Origin of the sequence: Virgibacillus ihumii, from assembly GCF_902726655.1 — a bacterium.
Classification (GTDB): Bacteria; Bacillota; Bacilli; order Bacillales; family Amphibacillaceae; genus Lentibacillus; species Lentibacillus ihumii.
The window spans coordinates 638540-658921 of record NZ_CACVAN010000001.1; the positions used below are offsets into that span (position 1 = coordinate 638540).

General features: G+C 41.0%; 18 protein-coding genes. 17 read left to right on the forward strand and 1 reads right to left on the reverse strand.

The window, feature by feature from the left end; all coding sequences use genetic code 11:
- Window positions 1-131 precede the first annotated feature (131 nt).
- The 9 genes from recA to mutL all read left to right on the forward strand — a co-directional run bounded on the left by recA (window position 132) and on the right by mutL (window position 11993).
- Window positions 132-1184, forward strand: a complete 1053-nt coding sequence (gene recA, locus HUX68_RS03110; protein WP_174613376.1) for a recombinase RecA — start codon at window positions 132-134, stop codon at window positions 1182-1184.
- 347 nt (window positions 1185-1531) lie between these two features.
- Complete coding sequence (rny, locus tag HUX68_RS03115; RefSeq protein ID WP_174613378.1) at window positions 1532-3097, forward strand: ribonuclease Y; 1566 nt, start codon at window positions 1532-1534, stop codon at window positions 3095-3097.
- Between the two features lie 188 nt (window positions 3098-3285).
- On the forward strand, window positions 3286-4083 hold the full coding sequence (locus HUX68_RS03120; RefSeq protein ID WP_174613380.1) for a TIGR00282 family metallophosphoesterase: 798 nt from the start codon (window positions 3286-3288) through the stop codon (window positions 4081-4083).
- 104 nt (window positions 4084-4187) lie between these two features.
- Window positions 4188-4448 (forward strand): stage V sporulation protein S, encoded by a 261-nt coding sequence (locus HUX68_RS03125; RefSeq protein ID WP_174613382.1) that lies wholly within the window; start codon window positions 4188-4190, stop codon window positions 4446-4448.
- Window positions 4449-4609: 161 nt separating this feature from the next.
- A complete protein-coding gene (gene miaB, locus HUX68_RS03130; RefSeq protein WP_174613383.1) occupies window positions 4610-6178 on the forward strand; it encodes a tRNA (N6-isopentenyl adenosine(37)-C2)-methylthiotransferase MiaB in 1569 nt (522 codons plus the stop codon).
- 1 nt (window position 6179) lies between these two features.
- Complete coding sequence (locus HUX68_RS03135) at window positions 6180-6608, forward strand: YlbF/YmcA family competence regulator (RefSeq protein ID WP_174613385.1); 429 nt, start codon at window positions 6180-6182, stop codon at window positions 6606-6608.
- A gap of 250 nt (window positions 6609-6858) precedes the next feature.
- A complete protein-coding gene (locus HUX68_RS03140) occupies window positions 6859-7425 on the forward strand; it encodes an outer spore coat protein CotE (RefSeq protein WP_174613386.1) in 567 nt (188 codons plus the stop codon).
- A 159-nt stretch (window positions 7426-7584) separates the two neighbouring features.
- Entirely contained in the window at window positions 7585-10152 is a 2568-nt protein-coding gene (gene mutS / locus HUX68_RS03145) for a DNA mismatch repair protein MutS (RefSeq protein ID WP_174613388.1), read from the forward strand.
- 17 nt (window positions 10153-10169) lie between these two features.
- The gene (gene mutL / locus HUX68_RS03150; RefSeq protein WP_281355679.1) at window positions 10170-11993 is read left to right on the forward strand and encodes a DNA mismatch repair endonuclease MutL; all 1824 of its coding nucleotides are present in this window, start codon (window positions 10170-10172) and stop codon (window positions 11991-11993) included.
- A 212-nt stretch (window positions 11994-12205) separates the two neighbouring features.
- On the opposite strand, the gene HUX68_RS03155 is transcribed toward mutL, so the two are convergent.
- Window positions 12206-12454 (reverse strand): TM2 domain-containing protein, encoded by a 249-nt coding sequence (locus tag HUX68_RS03155; RefSeq protein WP_174613390.1) that lies wholly within the window; start codon window positions 12452-12454, stop codon window positions 12206-12208.
- A 391-nt stretch (window positions 12455-12845) separates the two neighbouring features.
- On the opposite strand from HUX68_RS03155, the gene HUX68_RS03160 reads away from it, so the two are divergent.
- The 8 genes from HUX68_RS03160 (at window position 12846) to glnA (ending at window position 20167) form a co-directional block, all read left to right on the forward strand.
- Entirely contained in the window at window positions 12846-13295 is a 450-nt protein-coding gene (locus HUX68_RS03160; protein WP_174613391.1) for a Dps family protein, read from the forward strand.
- 20 nt (window positions 13296-13315) lie between these two features.
- On the forward strand, window positions 13316-14251 hold the full coding sequence (gene miaA / locus HUX68_RS03165; protein WP_174613393.1) for a tRNA (adenosine(37)-N6)-dimethylallyltransferase MiaA: 936 nt from the start codon (window positions 13316-13318) through the stop codon (window positions 14249-14251).
- A gap of 40 nt (window positions 14252-14291) precedes the next feature.
- Entirely contained in the window at window positions 14292-14516 is a 225-nt protein-coding gene (gene hfq, locus HUX68_RS03170; protein WP_077326332.1) for an RNA chaperone Hfq, read from the forward strand.
- Between the two features lie 294 nt (window positions 14517-14810).
- On the forward strand, window positions 14811-15731 hold the full coding sequence (gene spoVK / locus HUX68_RS03175; RefSeq protein ID WP_174613395.1) for a stage V sporulation protein K: 921 nt from the start codon (window positions 14811-14813) through the stop codon (window positions 15729-15731).
- A 78-nt stretch (window positions 15732-15809) separates the two neighbouring features.
- Window positions 15810-17042 (forward strand): GTPase HflX, encoded by a 1233-nt coding sequence (gene hflX / locus HUX68_RS03180; protein ID WP_174613397.1) that lies wholly within the window; start codon window positions 15810-15812, stop codon window positions 17040-17042.
- Window positions 17043-17052: 10 nt separating this feature from the next.
- Window positions 17053-18324 (forward strand): methionine gamma-lyase family protein, encoded by a 1272-nt coding sequence (locus HUX68_RS03185; RefSeq protein WP_174613399.1) that lies wholly within the window; start codon window positions 17053-17055, stop codon window positions 18322-18324.
- 105 nt (window positions 18325-18429) lie between these two features.
- Complete coding sequence (locus HUX68_RS03190; protein WP_174613401.1) at window positions 18430-18807, forward strand: MerR family transcriptional regulator; 378 nt, start codon at window positions 18430-18432, stop codon at window positions 18805-18807.
- A 22-nt stretch (window positions 18808-18829) separates the two neighbouring features.
- Window positions 18830-20167, forward strand: coding sequence for a type I glutamate--ammonia ligase (gene glnA / locus HUX68_RS03195; protein ID WP_174613403.1), 1338 nt, complete (start codon window positions 18830-18832; stop codon window positions 20165-20167).
- The last annotated feature ends 215 nt before the right edge of the window (window positions 20168-20382 follow it).

A 20382-nucleotide genomic window follows, 5' to 3' on the forward strand; every position in this document is an offset into this window, starting at 1 on the left:
TTACATCTGTATAATGATTTTTCTTCAAAGAAAAGATAAGTAAAAAAAAGAGAACATTTATTCGATTTTTGCTTGGCAAATTGTTAAAAACAAGTTATGATAGATACAGTGAATAAAAGGAGGTCTTCCCGTTGAGTGATAGAAAGCAAGCTTTAGATATGGCATTAAAACAAATTGAGAAACAGTTCGGTAAAGGTTCTATAATGAAACTGGGTGAGCAGACAGAACAAAAAATCGCAACGATACCAAGCGGCTCATTGGCTTTGGATGTAGCATTGGGCATTGGGGGGTACCCAAGGGGACGCGTTGTCGAAATATACGGTCCGGAATCGTCCGGTAAAACAACAGTAGCGCTCCATGCGATTGCCGAGGCACAACGAAAGGGTGGACAGGCGGCATTCATCGACGCGGAGCATGCATTGGATCCAACGTACGCACGTGCGCTGGGTGTCGATACGGATGAGCTGCTCTTATCACAGCCGGATACCGGTGAACAAGCATTGGAAATCGCTGAAGCGCTGGTTCGCAGTGGAGCAGTCGATATTGTGGTGGTTGACTCAGTAGCAGCATTGGTGCCAAAGGCGGAAATTGAAGGTGAAATGGGAGATTCCCATGTAGGGCTGCAGGCACGCCTGATGTCACAGGCGCTGAGGAAATTATCCGGCGCCATTAATAAGTCAAAAACAACAGCTATTTTCATTAACCAAATCCGCGAAAAAGTTGGAGTAATGTTCGGGAACCCTGAAACGACTCCAGGCGGACGAGCATTGAAATTCTATTCATCTGTCAGATTGGAAGTTCGTCGTGCGGAAACATTGAAACAGGGCAATGATATGGTAGGAAATAAAACACGCGTGAAAGTAGTCAAGAATAAAGTGGCTCCTCCATTTAAAAAAGCGGAAGTTGATATCATGTATGGTGAAGGTATCTCCAAGGAAGGGGAAATCCTGGATATCGGTTCCGATTTGGATATCGTCCAGAAAAGCGGAGCATGGTATTCCTATAACGGCGACAGACTTGGACAAGGCAGGGAAAACTCCAAAGAATTTTTGAAGGCTAATGAAGATGTAATGGCTGAAATCCATGACGCAATCAGAGAACATTACAGTCTGGATGAAGAACCGGACGAAGCGGATGAAGAAGAACCATCCGGCAAACAAAGCCAGGAGAGCATGGATGTCTAAATAATATACACAATTAAACCCTTTGCAGGTTAACTACGGCAAAGGGTTTGATTTTTTCGCCATTTTTATCCTGCAACAAAGAGAATGAAATTGACCTGAACCGTCGATACTGTATTTAACAGCGGCTAAATCCGGTCATAAATACAACCAAAATATTCCAAAAAAGAGGTTGTGTAATTTTACCATATAATTGTTACACTTTCTTGACATTGGTTAACCATACAATTAAAATTAGATTGTATAATTTTATAGTTTCATTATACATCAATCACTTATTTATTATTGAAAACTGTACATGCCGACAGAGAGTGAATTGTACAACTTTATAGCAATGGGAGGTGAAATCCATGGACAGTCCCCTAATCATCTCCATTTTGCTTGCCGTAATCCTAATCGTCGGTATTGTTGTTGGTTATCTCATTCGTAAATCTATTGCGGAAGCTAAAATCTCCAGTGCGGAAAATTTAGCGAAACAAATAGTTGATGAAGCACATCGAAATGCAGATGCCTCCAAGAAAGAGGCACTTCTTGAGGCGAAGGATGAGAATCATAAACTTCGTCAGCAGGCAGAAGAAGATTTACGTGAACGCAGAGCAGAAGTACAGAAGCAAGAAAATCGTCTGATGCAAAAAGAAGAAAATCTGGACAAGAAAAGCGAAACGCTGGATAAGCGAGAGCTAACGTTAGAGAGAAAGGAACAATCACTAACAGAAAAACAACAACAAATTGAAGAAATGGAAAGCAAAGTGGATGCGATGCTTAAAGAGCAGCAAACAGAACTTGAACGCATTTCAGGATACACTACTGACCAGGCAAAACAGATTATTTTAGAACGGATTGAACAAGAGGTTAGCCACGAGTCAGCGCTGATGATTAAAGAAGCAGAGAATCGTGCTAAAGAAGAAGCGGACAAGAAGGCTAAAAACATTCTTTCACTGGCCTTGCAGCGTTGTGCCGCAGACCACGTTGCTGAGACAACCGTATCTGTTGTTAATCTTCCTAATGATGAAATGAAAGGCCGGATTATTGGACGGGAAGGTCGGAATATCCGGACACTGGAGACGCTGACCGGCATCGATCTGATAATCGACGATACACCGGAAGCTGTTATCCTGTCAGGGTTTGATCCGGTACGCCGTGAGACAGCCCGTATGGCCTTGGAAAAACTTGTGCAGGATGGGCGGATCCACCCGGCACGAATTGAAGAAATGGTGGATAAAGCCAGACGCGAGGTTGATGAATATATACGTGAAGTCGGTGAAGAAACAACATTTGAGGTCGGGGTACACGGCTTGCATCCGGATCTGGTAAAGATCCTCGGCCGCCTGAAATATCGTACAAGCTATGGTCAAAATGTGTTGAAGCATTCGACGGAAGTAGCGTACCTTTCCGGACTGCTTGCTGCTGAATTGGGCGAAGATGAGACTTTGGCAAGAAGAGCCGGTTTGCTTCATGATATCGGTAAGGCAATCGATCATGAAGTAGAGGGAAGCCATGTTGAAATTGGTAAAGAGTTGGCTGTAAAATACAAGGAGCATGAAGTTGTCATAAATGCTATTGCTTCACATCACGGTGATGAAGAAGCAACTTCCATTACTTCTGTTCTGGTTGCTGCAGCTGATGCATTATCTGCTGCGAGGCCAGGGGCAAGAAGTGAGACCTTGGAAAACTACATTAAACGGCTGGAAAAACTGGAAGAAATTTCAGAGTCGTTTAGCGGAGTAGAAAAATCATTTGCCATTCAAGCTGGCAGAGAAATACGAATTATGGTTAGACCTGATGAAATTGATGATATTGATTCGGTTCGAATTGCGCGCGATATCCGTAAGAAGATCGAAGGCGAATTGGATTATCCGGGCCATATTAAAGTAACGGTCATCAGGGAAACAAGAGCAGTAGAATATGCCAAGTAAATGGAAATAACCATTCCATTTAAAATGGAGTTGGCAAAATTAAAAGCGGCCGTGTGGTCGCTTTTAATTTTGTCCGGTAACTATTAAAACAGCTCTTACAGTGCTAACCGGGTGCTTGCGCATTTGTTTGGCATTACTGTATACTTTTATAAAGAAACTATTGATAAAACGTTAGGATGAAACAGACAATGCGGATACTATTTATCGGAGATGTCGCAGGATCGCCCGGACGGGACATGGTCCAGCATTATTTACCGAAACTGAAGGAGAAATATCGTCCCAATATGACGATTCTGAACGGTGAGAATGCGGCAGCCGGAAAAGGAATCAATGAAAAAATTTATAAGCAATTCCTGGAATGGGGCGCCCAGGTTGTCACCATGGGGAATCACACTTGGGATAAACGGGAAATTTTTGAGTTTATTGATGATGCCAAGAAAATGATTCGTCCGGCAAATTATCCGGAAGGCACTCCCGGAAAAGGAATGACATTCGTTAATATTAATGGCGTGGAAATTGCTGTAATCAATATGCAGGGCCGCACCTTTTTACCTGCAATTGATGATCCGTTCCGAAAAATGGATGAATTAATTGAAATTGCCAAGGAACGTACAGATATTATTTTTGTTGATTTTCATGGTGAGGCTACCAGTGAGAAGCAGGCAATGGGATGGTATCTTGATGGACGGGTCAGTGCAGTTGTCGGAACGCATACACATACACAAACGGCAGACGAGCGCATCCTCCCTCAAGGAACAGCGTACATTACGGATGTCGGCATGACGGGTCCATATGATGCTATATTAGGTGTGAACAGAGAAGCTGTTTTAAAAAAATTTCTTACTGGTTTACCGGTACGTTTTGAAATAGATAAAACGGGAAGAACACAACTGAATGGTTTTCTGGTTGATGTTGATCAGAAGACTGGAAGCGCTGTCAATGTTGAGCGGATTTTGATTAATGATGATCACCCATTTTTTGCCTGAATGATGGTATGTCCGGAATTATTCATTCATAATAGGTAATAAGCAAAGGTCTCCAAGAATATAGTAGCAGTAGATCTACAATTGATATGAGGGAGGTACCAGTAATGGAAGTATTAAAGGTTTCAGCAAAATCAAATCCAAATTCTGTAGCAGGTGCACTTGCAAACGTTTTACGGGAACGTGGTTCAGCGGAGATTCAGGCTATCGGAGCGGGTGCAATCAACCAGTCCATTAAAGCGGTCGCAATAGCAAGAGGATTTGTGGCGCCAAGCGGGGTTGATCTAATTTGTATACCGGCCTTTACTGACATTATGATTGATGATGAAGAACGAACAGCGATTAAGCTGATTATAGAACCGAGATAATTCCGGATGATAATGATATCGAGTGTTGCGCCAAGGCGCAGCACTAATTTTATGCACTTTTTGCGTTTTGTATGTATTGTTAAATTTGCGTTTAACCTTTATACTGTAATAATGAACAGCTATGCAATGAGATGCTTTTTGAGATAGAAAGGAGTTTCGCTATGAACGAACAGCAGCGAAAAGAGCAATCGCAAATAAAACAGGTGGATGCCGCGGACAGAAAATCCGGACAGGACAAACCTTTGAGCGAAAAGACAAGCGATGATTTTGCGAAGTATTTTGAAACGACCTATGAACCACCGAATATAAATAAAGCACGTAAGCGTGGACGCGATAAAGTAAATGTTCATTATGACTTTGGCATTCCGGAAGACATGGAAAATATAGGAAAAGGTAAGAAGTTTCTGATCCGTACATATGGATGCCAGATGAACGAACACGATACAGAGGTCATGGCAGGAATTTTGACTGAAATGGGTTATGAATCAACCGCTGATACAAACGAAGCAGATATCATTCTTTTGAATACATGTGCAATTCGAGAAAACGCTGAAAATAAGGTTTTTGGTGAAATCGGTCATCTTAAACCACTGAAGCTGGAAAAACCAGACTTGATTCTCGGTGTCTGCGGATGTATGTCCCAGGAAGAATCCGTCGTTAATCGGATTATGAAGAAACATCCTCAGGTTGACTTAATCTTTGGAACGCATAATATTCACCGGCTGCCGCATCTTGTGAAAGATGCTATGTTCAGTAAAGAGAAGGTTGTGGAAGTATGGTCCAAAGAGGGAGATATTATTGAAAATCTTCCGAAGGTCCGTAAAGGTAAAATTAAGGCATGGGTTAATATTATGTACGGTTGTGATAAATTCTGCACGTATTGTATCGTTCCAATGACTCGAGGGAAAGAACGGAGTCGTACCCCGGAAGATATTATTCAGGAAGTACGTCATCTGGTAGCACAGGGGTACAAAGAAATTACGCTGCTTGGTCAAAACGTCAATGCGTATGGAAAAGATTTTGAGGATCTATCATATGGTCTTGGTGATTTAATGGATGATATCCATAAAATAGATATTCCGCGTGTGCGTTTTACAACTTCACATCCAAGAGACTTTGATGACCGGCTTATTGAAGTACTGGCACAAGGCGGAAATCTGCTGGATCATATTCATCTGCCGGTTCAGTCAGGCAGCAGTGAAGTGCTGAAGAAAATGAATCGGAAATATACACGGGAAGAGTATTTGGAACTGGTGCGTAAAATACGTGAAGCCATGCCAAACGCGACTTTAACCACTGATATCATCGTCGGGTTTCCAAATGAAACCGAGGAACAGTTTGAAGAAACAATGTCACTGGTTGAAGAAGTAGGGTTTGAAGCTGCCTTTACATTTATTTATTCTCCTCGTGACGGTACTCCAGCAGCAAGGAAGAAGGATGATGTACCGGAAGAAGTGAAGAAACAGCGGTTATACCGTTTAAACGACCTTGTAAACAAACAATCGGCCGAATCCATGAAAACGTACAAGGATAAAGTAGTGAAAGTTCTTGTAGAAGGTGAAAGCAAGAAAGACCCCGATGTTTTGGCCGGTTACACTGAGCGCAATAAGCTTGTGAATTTTAAAGCTCCAAAATCGGCGATTGGTCAAATTGTAGATGTTAAAATAACAGAAGCCAAAACATGGTCGTTGAATGGTATAATGGTAGAAAATACAGTTGAGGTGAAATGATATGGCAGAATATACGCGTAAGCAAATACTTGATGAGGCAAAAAGTTTAGCAGAGATGCTTTCTAATACAGAAGAAATTGATCGTTTTAAGCAGGTTGAAGCAAAAATCAACGCAAATGAAAAAGTGCAAAAACTGATTACAAAAATCAAAGCGTTGCAGAAACAGGCGGTCAATTTCCAAGCTTATGGAAAAACGGAGGCATTGAAGCGGGTTGAAGATGAAATTGACCGTTTCCAGGCTGAAATCGATGCGATTCCCGTTGTGCAGGAGTTTAAGGAAACACAAATTGTCGTTAATGATGTTCTGCAGTTGGTTTCGGGAACTATTTCCCGCGAAGTAACCAATAATGTCATTACATCCACAGATGGAGACCTGTTATCAGGTGAAACGGGATCAAAAGTACAAAACGGTTCCGGCTGCAGCCATTAAATATTCGGAAGGAACATAGAAGAGTGGAAGTGTCCATATGGGCGCTTCCACTTTTTTATTATTTTTTCCCGTAATGGTGACTGAAATAAATTCTATGCATACATTGACCATATAGGCACTTGACACACACAAGAGAATATTATCGGGAAAGCAGGTGATGGAAAGCGAATAATCTTTCAAAAATCAGTTATGCACTTTAGGTATTTGTCTTGCATAAAATGACTATGAGAAAAAGGAGGTAAACATAATTATGTCATTTCTTGATCAAGAATATAGAGAAATTATTACAAAAGCAGTCTGTGGAAAAGGCCGGAAGTTCACCGAGGCAAAGCATTCTGTTTCACCATCTCATCGCCCGTCAAGCATTCTTGGCTGCTGGGTAATTAATCACTTGTATAATGCAAAGAAAAAGTCGAAGGATACGGTTGAAGTGAATGGAAGCTATGACATTAATATTTGGTATTCCTATAATGACAACACAAAAACGGAAGTTGTAACAGAGCGGGTAACATACTGTGATTATATCCCATTATCGGTCAAAGATGATCACTGTCTCAGCGATGATTATGATGTGATTGCAAAAGTAGTCCAGCAGCCTAATTGCCTGGAATGCGAAATTGATAATCACGGTAATAAAATCGAGGTGGAAATTGAACGTGAATTTGTCGTCGAAATAATCGGTGAAACAAAAGTATATGCTAAGGTGAACCCAAACGGAATTCATCACGATCATCATGATGAATTTAGACATGATGTGACAGATGATGAACTTCGCGATGTAAAACCGGATTTTCTCGGCCGTAAAAATAAAGACTGAATGAATTACGGGGAAACATTTCCTCGTAATTTTTTTGTTTTTTTCGGATGTTTATTCGGCATTTTCAGATGCAGGATATTTCTGTTTCCATCAATCGCATCCATTCGTCATAATATGCTATAATTGTACAATATATTCATATGTTTTGGAGGTTAGCAAATGGCAAAACACACACCAATGATGGAACAATATCTTAGAATCAAAGCGGAAAATAAAGATGCGTTTTTGTTTTTCCGACTAGGTGATTTTTATGAGATGTTCTTTGACGATGCAATTGATGCTGCACGGGAACTGGAAATTACGCTGACCAAGAGAGACGGCGGGCAGCAGGAACCAATTCCAATGTGTGGTGTTCCATACCACTCCGCATCAAATTACATAAAAAATCTGATTGATAAGGGATATAAAGTTGCCATCTGTGAGCAGGTTGAAGACCCCAAAACAGCTAAAGGCGTTGTGAAAAGGGAAGTGGTCCAGCTAATCACTCCTGGTACAGTAATGGAAAGCAATATGCTTGAAGAGCGTGATCATAACTATATTGCAAGTCTTTCGCACTTTCCGGATGGAGCCTATGTTGTCGTATACAATGATCTGTCAATAGGTGAAAACAGCATTGCCCTGATTTCGCAAGGCTGGGATGCTGTGATTCATGAATTATATAACCAGCCCATCAGGGAGATGGTAGTTTCTCCTAATCTCCCAGAAGAATTGCAAAATCAGCTTCATAATAAGTTGAATGTGACATTATCCTATCAGGAAGAAGTAAATTTTAAAGCTGAATACCGCAGTCTATGCGATAATTTAAATGATGAACGGCTTGTTAAGGCATTCAGCCGGTTGCTTAATTACATCCAGTATACACAGAAGCGATCGCTTGATCATCTGCAGCCTGCAAGGGTAATCGAACTGGATTACTATCTGTCATTGGATATGTATTCCAAACGAAATCTCGAATTGACGGAAACGATCATGAAAAAAGGTAAGCATGGAAGTTTGCTGTGGGTACTGGATAAAACGGTGACTGCCATGGGATCCAGGATGCTGAAAAAATGGCTTGAGCGGCCGCTTTTAAGCAGACAGGAAATCGAAAGGCGTCATGATATTGTTGATGGCTTTTATCAAGGGTTCATGGAACGTGATACACTGAGAGATACATTAAAATCTGTATATGACCTTGAACGTTTGGCAGGCCGTGTCGCATTCGGAAATGTGAATGCACGTGATCTGGTACAACTGAAACAATCATTGGAAAAAATTCCGGAGATTAAAGGTACCCTCCGACAGTTTGAACAGGCATATATTAAAGAACTGAGTGACAAGCTTGTTTTTCCGGAACATCTCGTATCACTGCTTGATACCAGTTTAATAGATGATCCGCCGATTTCCATTAAGGAAGGGTCGATTATTAAAACTGGCTACAACAAAAAACTGGATGATTACCGGGAAGCTTCACGCAATGGCAAACAATGGATTGCTGAGCTGGAACAGAAAGAAAAAAATGAAACCGGAATTAAATCGCTTAAAATCAGATATAATCGGGTGTTCGGATACTATATCGAGGTTACCAGGGCCAATCTGCATCTCGTACCGGATGGGCGCTATGAACGTAAACAAACATTGACAAATGCTGAACGGTATATCACGCCTGAACTGAAAGAAAAAGAGGAACTCATCCTGGAAGCTGAAGAAAAGAGCGTTGACCTGGAATATAATCTGTTTCTTGAAATTCGCGATCAGGTGAAAGAACTCATACCGGAGATTCAGCATCTGGCGGATACGGTAAGTAAAATTGATGTTCTGCAGGCATTTGCTACTGTCAGTGAAGCGAATAATTACGTGCGGCCATCGTTTGATGAAAATACGCTCTCCATTAAAAATGGACGCCATCCGGTAATTGAACAGGTCATGACAGATGGCTCGTATGTCCCGAATGATATTGAACTTAATCAATCTACTAATGTATTGCTGATTACCGGTCCGAACATGTCAGGGAAAAGTACGTACATGCGGCAGCTTGCACTGATTGCTATAATGGGACAAATTGGCTGTTTCGTGCCGTGTGATGAAGCGCAATTGCTATTGTTCGATCAGATTTTTACGCGTATCGGTGCCGCAGATGATCTCGTGTCCGGACAAAGTACATTCATGGTGGAGATGCTGGAGGCAAACCATGCAATTGCCAATGCCACTGAAAACAGTTTGATTTTATTCGATGAAATCGGACGAGGCACAAGCACATATGATGGAATGGCATTGGCACAATCAATTATTGAATTTATTCATAATCATATACATGCCAAAACATTATTTTCAACCCACTATCATGAATTAACAGCCCTTGAGGGGACACTGGATCACCTGAAAAACATTCATGTTCGGGCAGAGGAATACGAAGGAAAAGTGGTGTTTCTCCATCAGATTCAGGAAGGTGCTGCTGACAGGAGCTATGGTATCCATGTTGCGAAACTGGCGGAACTGCCTGATAAGTTGATAACCCGGGCAAACAATATTTTGCAGGAATTGGAAAAAAGTGATGATTCTGCCGAAGAGGCACACCCCGGACAATTATCATTTTTCGTGGAGGAAAATAAGCCAGAATCAAGAATTTTAAACACAAAACAGGAAAATAACGTTGTAAACGAATTAAAAGATTTGAATTTATTTGAAATGACACCGTTGGATGCGATGAATGAACTTTACCGGTTGCAAAAAGAAACTAAAAAGTAAGCAGAAAGGGTTTGATTATGAAGATATTTCAAATGCCGGATTCACTTGCAAATAAAATAGCAGCTGGAGAAGTGGTGGAACGACCGGCCTCCGTTGTAAAGGAACTGATTGAAAACAGTATTGACGCCAACAGTACCTGGATTAAAGTGGACATTACTGAAGCAGGGCTGCAGTCGATTCGGGTGACTGACAATGGGGATGGTATGTCAGAAGAGGACTGTGAACGGGCATTCCTGCGTCATGCCACAAGTAAAATTAAAAATGAGACGGACCTGTTTCATGTGAGTACACTAGGTTTCCGGGGTGAAGCATTGGCAAGTATTGCAGCGGTAAGCCGGCTTTCGGTTAAAACCTCGCAGGGAGACCAGGCGGGTACATTTCTAAAAATGCAGGGCGGTCGTGAAGTGGAAAAGTTCAAAAGTGATGCCAGACAGGGCACCGAAATAACGGTGGAGGACTTATTCTTTAACACACCTGCACGGCTGAAGTATATGAAGACCATTCATACAGAACTCGGGCATATAACCGATTTATTAAACCGGCTTGCTTTATCACATCCGGATATCCGTTTTGAAGCGGTTCATAATGGTAAATCACTTTTCAAAACATCAGGTTCAGGGGATCTTCTGCAGGTTGTCAGTCATGTTTACGGAATGAATGTCGCCAAAAAAATGCTGCCGATTGAGCATGAAACACTTGATTTCAAAATAGAGGGGTACATCGCTAAGCCTGAGGTAACGCGTGCATCACGCAACTATATTTCTACTATGATTAATGGACGTTATATTAAAAGTGTTGCGCTGTCCAAAGCCATTAAAAACGGTTATCATACACTTCTTCCAATCGGACGAAACCCGGTTGCGGTGATTTCCATTACAATGGATCCGATTCTGGTGGATGTAAATGTTCACCCTACCAAGCTGGAAGTCCGCTTCAGTAAGGATAAGGAATTATTTGCAGCATTGGAAGAGACGATTCGTAACACGTTCAGGAGTACATCCCTGATTCCGGAAATGGAGCAGGAACATAAGGAACCAAAGCAGGAGCAATCGGTTCAAAATACCATTCAATTTAATGATTCGCAGCCGGAACCACCGAAATATGATTGGCACTTGGATTACCAGATACATGAAAAGAGTCCGGAACCTGATACCCCAGACACAAAAGAACGAATCAAAAATTACCAGAATGATATTTTTCCGGAAGACCGTTTCGATGAACCGCTTTTATCGGAAAAGGCAGAGCCGGAACCAAAGGATAGGATTCCATCGATGTACCCGATTGGCCAGCTGCACGGCACCTATATTCTGGCACAAAATGAAAACGGATTGTATATGGTGGATCAGCATGCCGCCCAGGAGCGGATTAAGTATGAATTTTTCAAGAAGAAACTAGGTTCCACGTTTAATGAAGCGCAGGAACTTTTGATTCCACTAACATTTGAGTTTTCCAAGCAGGAATCTATCTTTATCGACGAATATAAAGATGAACTGGAAAAGGTAGGATTGTTTTTTGAATCGTTCGGAAACCAGACCTATATCATCCGCTCGCATCCAAACTGGTTTCCAAAAGGCTTTGAAGAAGAGATAATCCGTGAAATGATTGATCAAATCATGGAAACGGAAAAAGTAAATGTGGAAAATATCAGAGAAGATGCCGCAATCCTGATGTCCTGCAAACGGTCAATCAAAGCAAATCACTATCTCAATCAGGATGATATGTTCCGGCTGCTTGAGGATTTGCGGAAATCGGCCGATCCGTTTACTTGTCCACATGGTCGGCCGATTATTGTTCATTTTTCTTCATATGAATTGGAGAAAATGTTTAAGAGGGTTATGTAATTAATAATGCGCCAAAACCTTGATAGGGATGGGGTTTGGCGCATTGTTTTAGCTGTTATGACCACAAAAGTAACGAGTAACTTCAAAAATTATGAGCTTGATTTCTCGGTCATAAGAAGGAGGAATTAGGCTTTATATATTTATTCTTCAGGTCAAAATATGTTGAACGCGACAAATTATTCTTGACAAATTGTTATGTGCTAATATCTTTTTTAGCGTGGATTCCGGCACATAGACGGAATCAGAAATATATCAATAAATAACCAAATCCAAAGAGGGATTAGAAATATCCAACCTATTAATATTGATGTAGTTAGCCACCCAAGAACGCCTAATATTATTTGGATAATACCAGAACCTGTTCGTCCGGTATAAATTCGATGAATTCCAAGTTGCCCTAAAAAAAACCAGAATAAATAAGCAATAACTATACTTTTTTGTGAAACTGCTTCGCCTGTCATATTCTCCACCTCGCTTAAATTGAGTGAACACAGTTTTCTCTTTTTCATTTGATGAATACCTTTTAAAGAGCGGGTTAATCCATTTAAGTGCTTTTACCTTTAATGTCTTCATGCAGGATAACCCTTTCCCAACTGTATTTATAATTAAATTATATCATTTACACACAAACATATCACAAAAGATCATAACCTAAAAATGCATACGGAAAAATCAAAATAATAAAGAATCACATTTTAAACAAATGAGAACAAGTATCCGTAATATGCTGATTGTGATATATTACAATTTGTAATAAAATAGGTAAAAGCAGTACCAATCAAACACGTCATGTAACACTGCATAAATAATACACACCCCGTGCATATTAAAGTATATTGCGAGGTGTGTATAATGGAAAATCAAAAGCTTATTAACTTTTTAAATCAATTATTGTCCAATTACTTTGTCATGTATGTGAAGTTGCACAGGTATCATTGGTTTGTGCAGGGAAGGCATTTTTATCAGCTGCACGGAGTCTTTGAGGACATGTATACGGAAACAGCCGATGACCTTGACGAAATAGCTGAACGGGTGCTTATGATTGGTGGCAAGCCGCTTGCAACGATGTCGAAATATTTGAAGGAAACCACGCTTGAAGAAGCAACCGCTGATGACAAGGAGGATGAATTAATTTCTCAGCTGATTCGTGACTTTACACTGCTTATTAAAGAGATAAAAGAAATTGGACTGCCGGAAGCGTCGGAACAGCATGATGAGCCAACAGCTGATTTGCTTATTACATTACAAGGAAAACTGGAGAAGTCTGTCTGGATGCTTCGTGCTTATAATGCGTATGAATAAAGAGAATTAGGGGAATGCTGATGAAACAAACTGTAATTGCCGTCGTTGGTCCAACCGCTGTTGGCAAGACAAAACTCAGTGTGGAGATTGCCAAGGCGTTTAATGGAGAAGTGATCAGCGGTGATTCGATGCAGGTATTTAAGGGTATGGATATCGGAACCGCAAAAATTGCCAGTCAGGAGAAACAGGGTATTCCACACTACATGATTGATGTCAAAAATCCGGAAGAACCCTTTTCGGTTGCCGACTTTCAGACATATGTCCAGCACTATATTAAAGAAATAAGCTCCCATCACAAACTGCCGATCATTGCCGGTGGGAGCGGTTTATACATACAGGGTGCATTATACGATTATAATTTTTCGGCGCAGCCTCGAGATGAGGCGCTTACTGCAAAATTGGAAGAAGAACTCAAAAGTGAGGGAGCCGCATCTCTTCATAAACATCTGGAGAAAATTGATCCGCAGCAGGCCGCAAAGATTCATCCTAATAATCACCGGAGAGTCATTCGTGCATTGGAAATATATGAAACAACCGGGAAAACGATGACAGAATACCAGAATGAACAAGTGTTGGAATCGCCGTATAATCCGATATTAATAGGTCTCGAAATGGATCGGGAATTGTTATACGACCGCATCAATAGGCGTGTGGATGAAATGGTGCAGGATGGGCTGGTAGCTGAGGCAGAATTTTTTTACCAAAAAGGTCTGGAAGAATATCAGTCGATGAAGGGAATAGGCTACAAAGAGTTTATCCCTTACTTTGAAAATCGTCAGTCATTGGAAGAATCGATTAACATACTGAAACGAAATTCCAGGAGATATGCCAAAAGACAGTATACTTGGTTTCGAAACAAGCTGAATGTGGTGTGGTATGACATCACACCATCTACAGCAGAAGAAAGATTTCGAAATATTTTGGGCGATTTAGCAGGAATGTTGAAAAAAAAGTAGAAATAAATATATACAGATAGAAAAGAGGAGGAAATTTATCATGGCACAGACAGTAAACATTCAGGACCAGTATTTGAACCAGCTAAGAAAGGAACATGTTTCTGTTACTGTTTTTTTAACAAATGGCTTTCAATTAAGAGGCATTGTCAAAGCATTTGATAACTTCACAGTACTTTTGGAAACAGATGGGAAACAGCAATTACTGTTCAAACATGCGATATCAACCTTTGCACCGGTTAAAAACGTATCGATTGAAAAGGAATAAAAATAGAAGCGGAAGCGTAAATAGGCGCTTCCGCTTTTTGGTCAGTTAAGAAAGTTTAAATACTTTCTTACTGCATAAGAGCAACTAAGGCATTCGCCATAAAGTTTGGCGAATGCCAAGTTTTCTAATGGCGAGCGTGTCCGAATTTAGTACATACGAATTGCCAGTCGGTTCGAAAGGTAATGTTCTTCCGGTTCTCTACACTCCCCGGTCGTCCATTCGAATTTTCATCATAGGCATTTGTCACAACACCCCCATGAATGACGTATACTAACGTGACTGAGGGGTGATGATGTGGAATCGCAAAGGCTTCGAAACCGAAATGGCCAAATTAACATTGTTCTGCAAAAAAACGATGTGGCTGTTGAAAAAACATCTGATGGAACCTATTCAGATAATAATCCTTTTTCCCATATTGACAGTGATTTTTCATCATTTATTGGGATGACGAATTTAAAAAAGACGATTAAGGAAATATATGCAACGATTGTAATGAATGAAAAACGCCGGCAAATGAATCTCTCAAGCAACAGGCAAGTCCTTCACATGTTGTTCAAAGGAAACCCCGGCACAGGTAAGACAACAGTAGCAAGAAAGCTGGCGAAGATGTATTTTGATATGAATCTGTTGTCAAAGGGACATTTTATTGAAGCAGAACGGGCCGATTTGGTTGGGGAGTATATCGGTCAGACGGCGCAGAAAACCCGTGCAATCATTCAGAAGGCAATGGGCGGGATTTTGTTTGTGGATGAGGCTTATTCGCTTGCCCGCGGCGGTGAAAAAGATTTCGGCAAGGAAGCCATTGATACGCTTGTAAAACATATGGAAGATAATCATGACGATTTTGTTTTAATACTGGCTGGCTATCCGTATGAAATGGATCGTTTTCTTACGCTGAATCCAGGTTTGAAATCCAGGTTTCCATTTATTCTTGACTTCCAGGATTACGAGCTGGAACAACTTGTAAAAATAGCCAAACAGATGGTTCATGAACGGGAGTATGAATTCACCACTGAGGCGGAATTTAAACTGAAAAACCATTTGCGTCAGAAAAAACAGGATACTCATCGTAACTTTTCCAATGCCAGATATGTGCGCAATGTTATTGAACATTCGATCCGGCTGCATGCTGTCCGGCTGCTGGGAAAAGAAAACTTCACAGTGGATGATCTCATTCAGCTTACAGGAGCGGACTTGTCACTGGATGAGGCCTGAATTGTGATTAGATAACTTCTTTGCTATGATTTAGAAAGACGAAGTATCCAGTTAACGTAGAAAGAGGTTATTATATATATGCCAGAACCTATACTAATCATTTCGGTTAAGAAACCGGAACAGCAGGAACGACGCTTTCAATCCTCATTGGATGAACTTGTATCTCTATGTGAAACGGCCGGGGGAACGGTGGAAAAAGTTATCACGCAAAACAGGCAGCGGATCCACCCGGCATACTACATTGGTGAAGGAAAAATGAATGAAATCAAAAATACGGCTGAGGATCTGCAAATAAAATTGATTGTATCAAATGATGAGTTATCACCCGGCCAGTTGCGCAATCTGTCCGATCATATCGGAATCCGGGTTATCGATCGAAGTCAGCTGATATTGGATATATTTGCTCAACGTGCCCGTACAAAAGAAGGTAAACTGCAGGTGGAGCTGGCTCAGCTTGAATATTTGCTGCCCAGATTGCATGGGCAGGGTACGGAAATGTCCAGGCTTGGTGCAGGGATTGGTACACGCGGGCCAGGTGAGACAAAACTTGAAACGGATCAGCGCCATATCAGACAGCGGATTGTTGATATTAAACGCCGGTTGAAGGCTGTAGTTCAGCAACGAGAGCAATACCGCAAGCGACGCAGAACAAATGAGGTCTTTCAAATTGCGGTGGTGGGTTATACGAATGCAGGAAAGTCTACCTTATTTAATCGGCTGACGAACAGCAGCTCGATGGTGGAAGATCAGCTTTTTGCGACACTTGATCCACTGACACGTAAAATTCAGCTTCCATCCGGATTTCAGACGCTGCTTACCGATACGGTCGGGTTTATTCAGGATTTGCCCACATCACTGGTTGCTTCATTCAAATCGACATTGGAAGAGGTAACAGAAGCAGATTTTATTCTGCATGTTGTGGATGCAGCAAACCCGGATATGGAGCAGCATCATAACACGGTAAAAAGTTTGCTGAAGGATTTGGAAGCGGATGACATCCCCATGCTGACTGTATACAATAAAAAGGATTTACTGGATGATGATTTTATTGGCATCGATCATCCGAACATACTGATAAGCGCATTGGAGGAATCGGATATTACCCGCTTGCTTTTAAAGGTGGAATCCATTTTAAAAGAAGAATGGGAGTGGTACCAGGTTCAGTTACAGCCTGATCAGGGCAAAATATTGAACAGGCTCCAACATGAATCAATCATCACCAATCAATCGTTTATCGAATCAGAAAATGAATACAGTGTCAAAGGTTTTATCCGGCCGGAACATCCTTTGAACGGCGTAATGAAGGGGTAAGTAACAGCAAATGATAGAACAATTAATGAAACAGGCAGAAACAGATTGTGAAGTTCAACATAAAAAAGCAAATAAAATAGCGGAATTGAATCAAAAACGGGTGCTCAAAGCGTTTCAACAGAACCGTGTCAGTGACAGTCACTTTAACGCCACTACAGGATATGGCTATGATGATTTTGGCAGAGAAGTACTTGAACAGGTTTATGCAGATGTATTCGGCGGGCAGGACGCGTTGGTCCGTCCACAATTGGTTTCCGGGACGCATGCTATATCAACAGCCCTGTTTGGCATGCTGCGCCCGGGGGATGAGCTTTTATATATTACCGGAAAGCCATACGATACCCTGGAATCAGTCATTGGAAAAGAAGGTGACGATACCGGCTCATTGCACGAGTATAAGATTAGTTATAATGAGGTTGCCCTTTTGGAAAATGGCAGGATTAATTATGAAGGTATTGAACAAACACTCTCCGAACAAACAAAAGTAGTGGCTATTCAGCGTTCAAAAGGTTATGATGACAGGCCGTCATTTACAATTGATGAAATTGCGGAAATGATACGTTTTGTAAAAAGCATCGATGAAAATCTGATTATCTTTGTGGACAATTGTTATGGTGAATTTGTTGAGGAGAAAGAACCACTGCATGTGGGCGCAGATATTATTGCCGGCTCTTTGATTAAAAATCCCGGCGGCGGTATTGTCAGAGCGGGTGGCTATATAGCTGGAAAAAAAGAACTGATCCTTCAATGTGGCCATCGTCTGACAGCTCCAGGGCTTGGAAAAGAAACAGGTGCAACACTGAATATGCTTCAGGAGTTATTCCAGGGATTATTCCTTGCACCGCATGTTGTCGCCGAATCGTTAAAGGGAGCTGTTTTAACCGCACGCTTTTTAGAATTGTCCGGGTTTGAGACAAGTCCGCATTATAATGAAAAACGTACAGACTTAATCCAGGCCGTTACCTTTCATGATCAGGCAAATATGGTAGCGTTCTGTCAGGCAATCCAGCATAACTCACCTGTTAATGCGTTTGTTACACCATTTCCGAGTGAGATGCCAGGCTATCAGGATAAAGTTATCATGGCCGCCGGTACCTTTATTCAAGGAGCAAGTATTGAATTGACCGCTGATGGCCCACTGAGAGAACCTTATACAGCCTTTGTTCAGGGAGGCTTAACGTATGCACATGTAAAAATCGCGCTTGAAGAAGCGGTTAACTTTTTGAATGAAAAAAGTTTATTTTCAGATAAGGCAGAGTATAAAACAAAAAGCCAATCATAAATGGCTTTTTGTTTTATACTTTATGTAAGGAAACCTAACATAAATTTGACAGATAACTTAACATCAGGTATAATAAGTATAAAGTAACTAAAATGGGGGAAATCAATGGATGATCAGGAAAGACGTTCGATGCCCTTATTTTCAATTGGTATTGTAAAAAAGCTTACTGAGCTGACGGCACGGCAAATCAGATATTATGAGGAACATACTCTGGTATTTCCGGAGCGGACATCAGGTAATCAGCGCCTGTATTCCTTTCATGATGTTGATCGCCTGTTGGAGATTAAAGATATGCTTGATAAAGGAATAAATCTTGCAGGCATAAAACATATACTGATGGAGAAAGAACGCACTCAGTCGAAAGATGTACGAATGACAAATAAGAAAGTACGTAAAATGATTCGAAACGAACTATTGTTTCAAACGGGAAAAATGGGTAAATCAAATATGCTGCAAGGCGAGATGTCCCGTTTTTTCCATTAAATTATAACTAGGAGGAACTTACATGAGTTCAGGTTTAACAAAGGAAGAAATTTTTAAAATAATCGAGGAGGAAAACGTCCGCTTTATCCGGCTGCAATTCACAGACATGCTGGGAATTATTAAAAATGTGGAAATCCCGCTTGGTCAACTGGATAAGGCATTTGATAACAAAATGATGTTTGATGGATCCTCCATCGAAGGGTTTGTCCGGATTGAGGAATCAGATATGTATCTGCATCCGGATTTGGATTCTTTTGTTGTGTTTCCATGGACTTCCGATAAGGGGAAAGTAGCTCGGTTTATTTGTGATATTTACAATCCGGATGGAACACCATTTGAAGGCTGCCCAAGATATAATCTGAAACGCAACCTCAAAAAAATGGAGGAATTAGGCTTTGATGCATTTAACATTGGAACCGAGCCGGAATTCTTTTTATTCAAATTGGATGAAAAAGGAGATCCCTCCCTTGAATTAAATGACCATGGCGGATACTTTGATCTGGCACCTACAGATCTTGGAGAAAACTGCCGTCGTGATATTGTCCTTGAACTGGAGGAAATGGGCTTTGAAATCGAGGCTTCCCATCATGAAGCAGCTCCAGGACAGCACGAGATTGATTTTAAATACTCCGATGCGGTAAAACATTGTGATGATATTCAAACATTTAAGCTGGTTGTTAAAACCATTGCCCGAAAACACAACCTGCATGCCACATTTATGCCCAAACCATTATTTGGCGTAAACGGCTCAGGAATGCACGTAAATATGTCCTTATTTAAAGATGGTGAAAATCAATTCTTTGATAAGCAAGGCGAGATGGAACTAAGTGATGTCGCCTATCAATTTACAGCTGGTGTCATTAAACATGCAACAAACTACACTGCTGTCACCAATCCTATTGTTAATTCCTACAAGCGTTTAGTGCCAGGGTATGAGGCGCCATGTTATGTGGCATGGTCAGGAACAAACAGGAGTCCATTGGTTCGGATTCCGTATTCAAGGGGATTAAGTACCAGGATCGAAGTAAGAAGCGTGGATCCGGCTGCCAATCCATACATGGCAATGTCGGTTTTACTTGCAAGTGGACTTGATGGTGTGAAGAACAAACTGACACCGCCAACTTCAGTTGATGAGAACATTTATACGATGGATAAAGCAGAACGCGTTGAAAATGGCATCAAAGATTTGCCGGCTACGTTGATGGATGCTCTGCTGGAATTGGATAAGGACTCAGTGGTTGTCGAAGCATTGGGTGAACATCTCCATGAACACTTCATGGAAGCAAAAGAAATTGAATGGGATATGTTCCGTACGACTGTTCATCCATGGGAACGGGAGCAGTATTTAGCAAGTTATTAACACCGGTATAATACGGTTTTAATGTGGGGTGTATTCATTATAATGCATTGATTAATGGATTTCACCCCAAATTCACCCCAAAAAAGTATAAAAAATTAATTTAAAATATCGTCCATGTAAGATTCAAATTGGGCGGTATTTTTCTGTATCATTTTCTTTCAACTTTTCCAATTGCATCTATATTAAAATACTTCTAAGAACGAATCTTTTTGCGA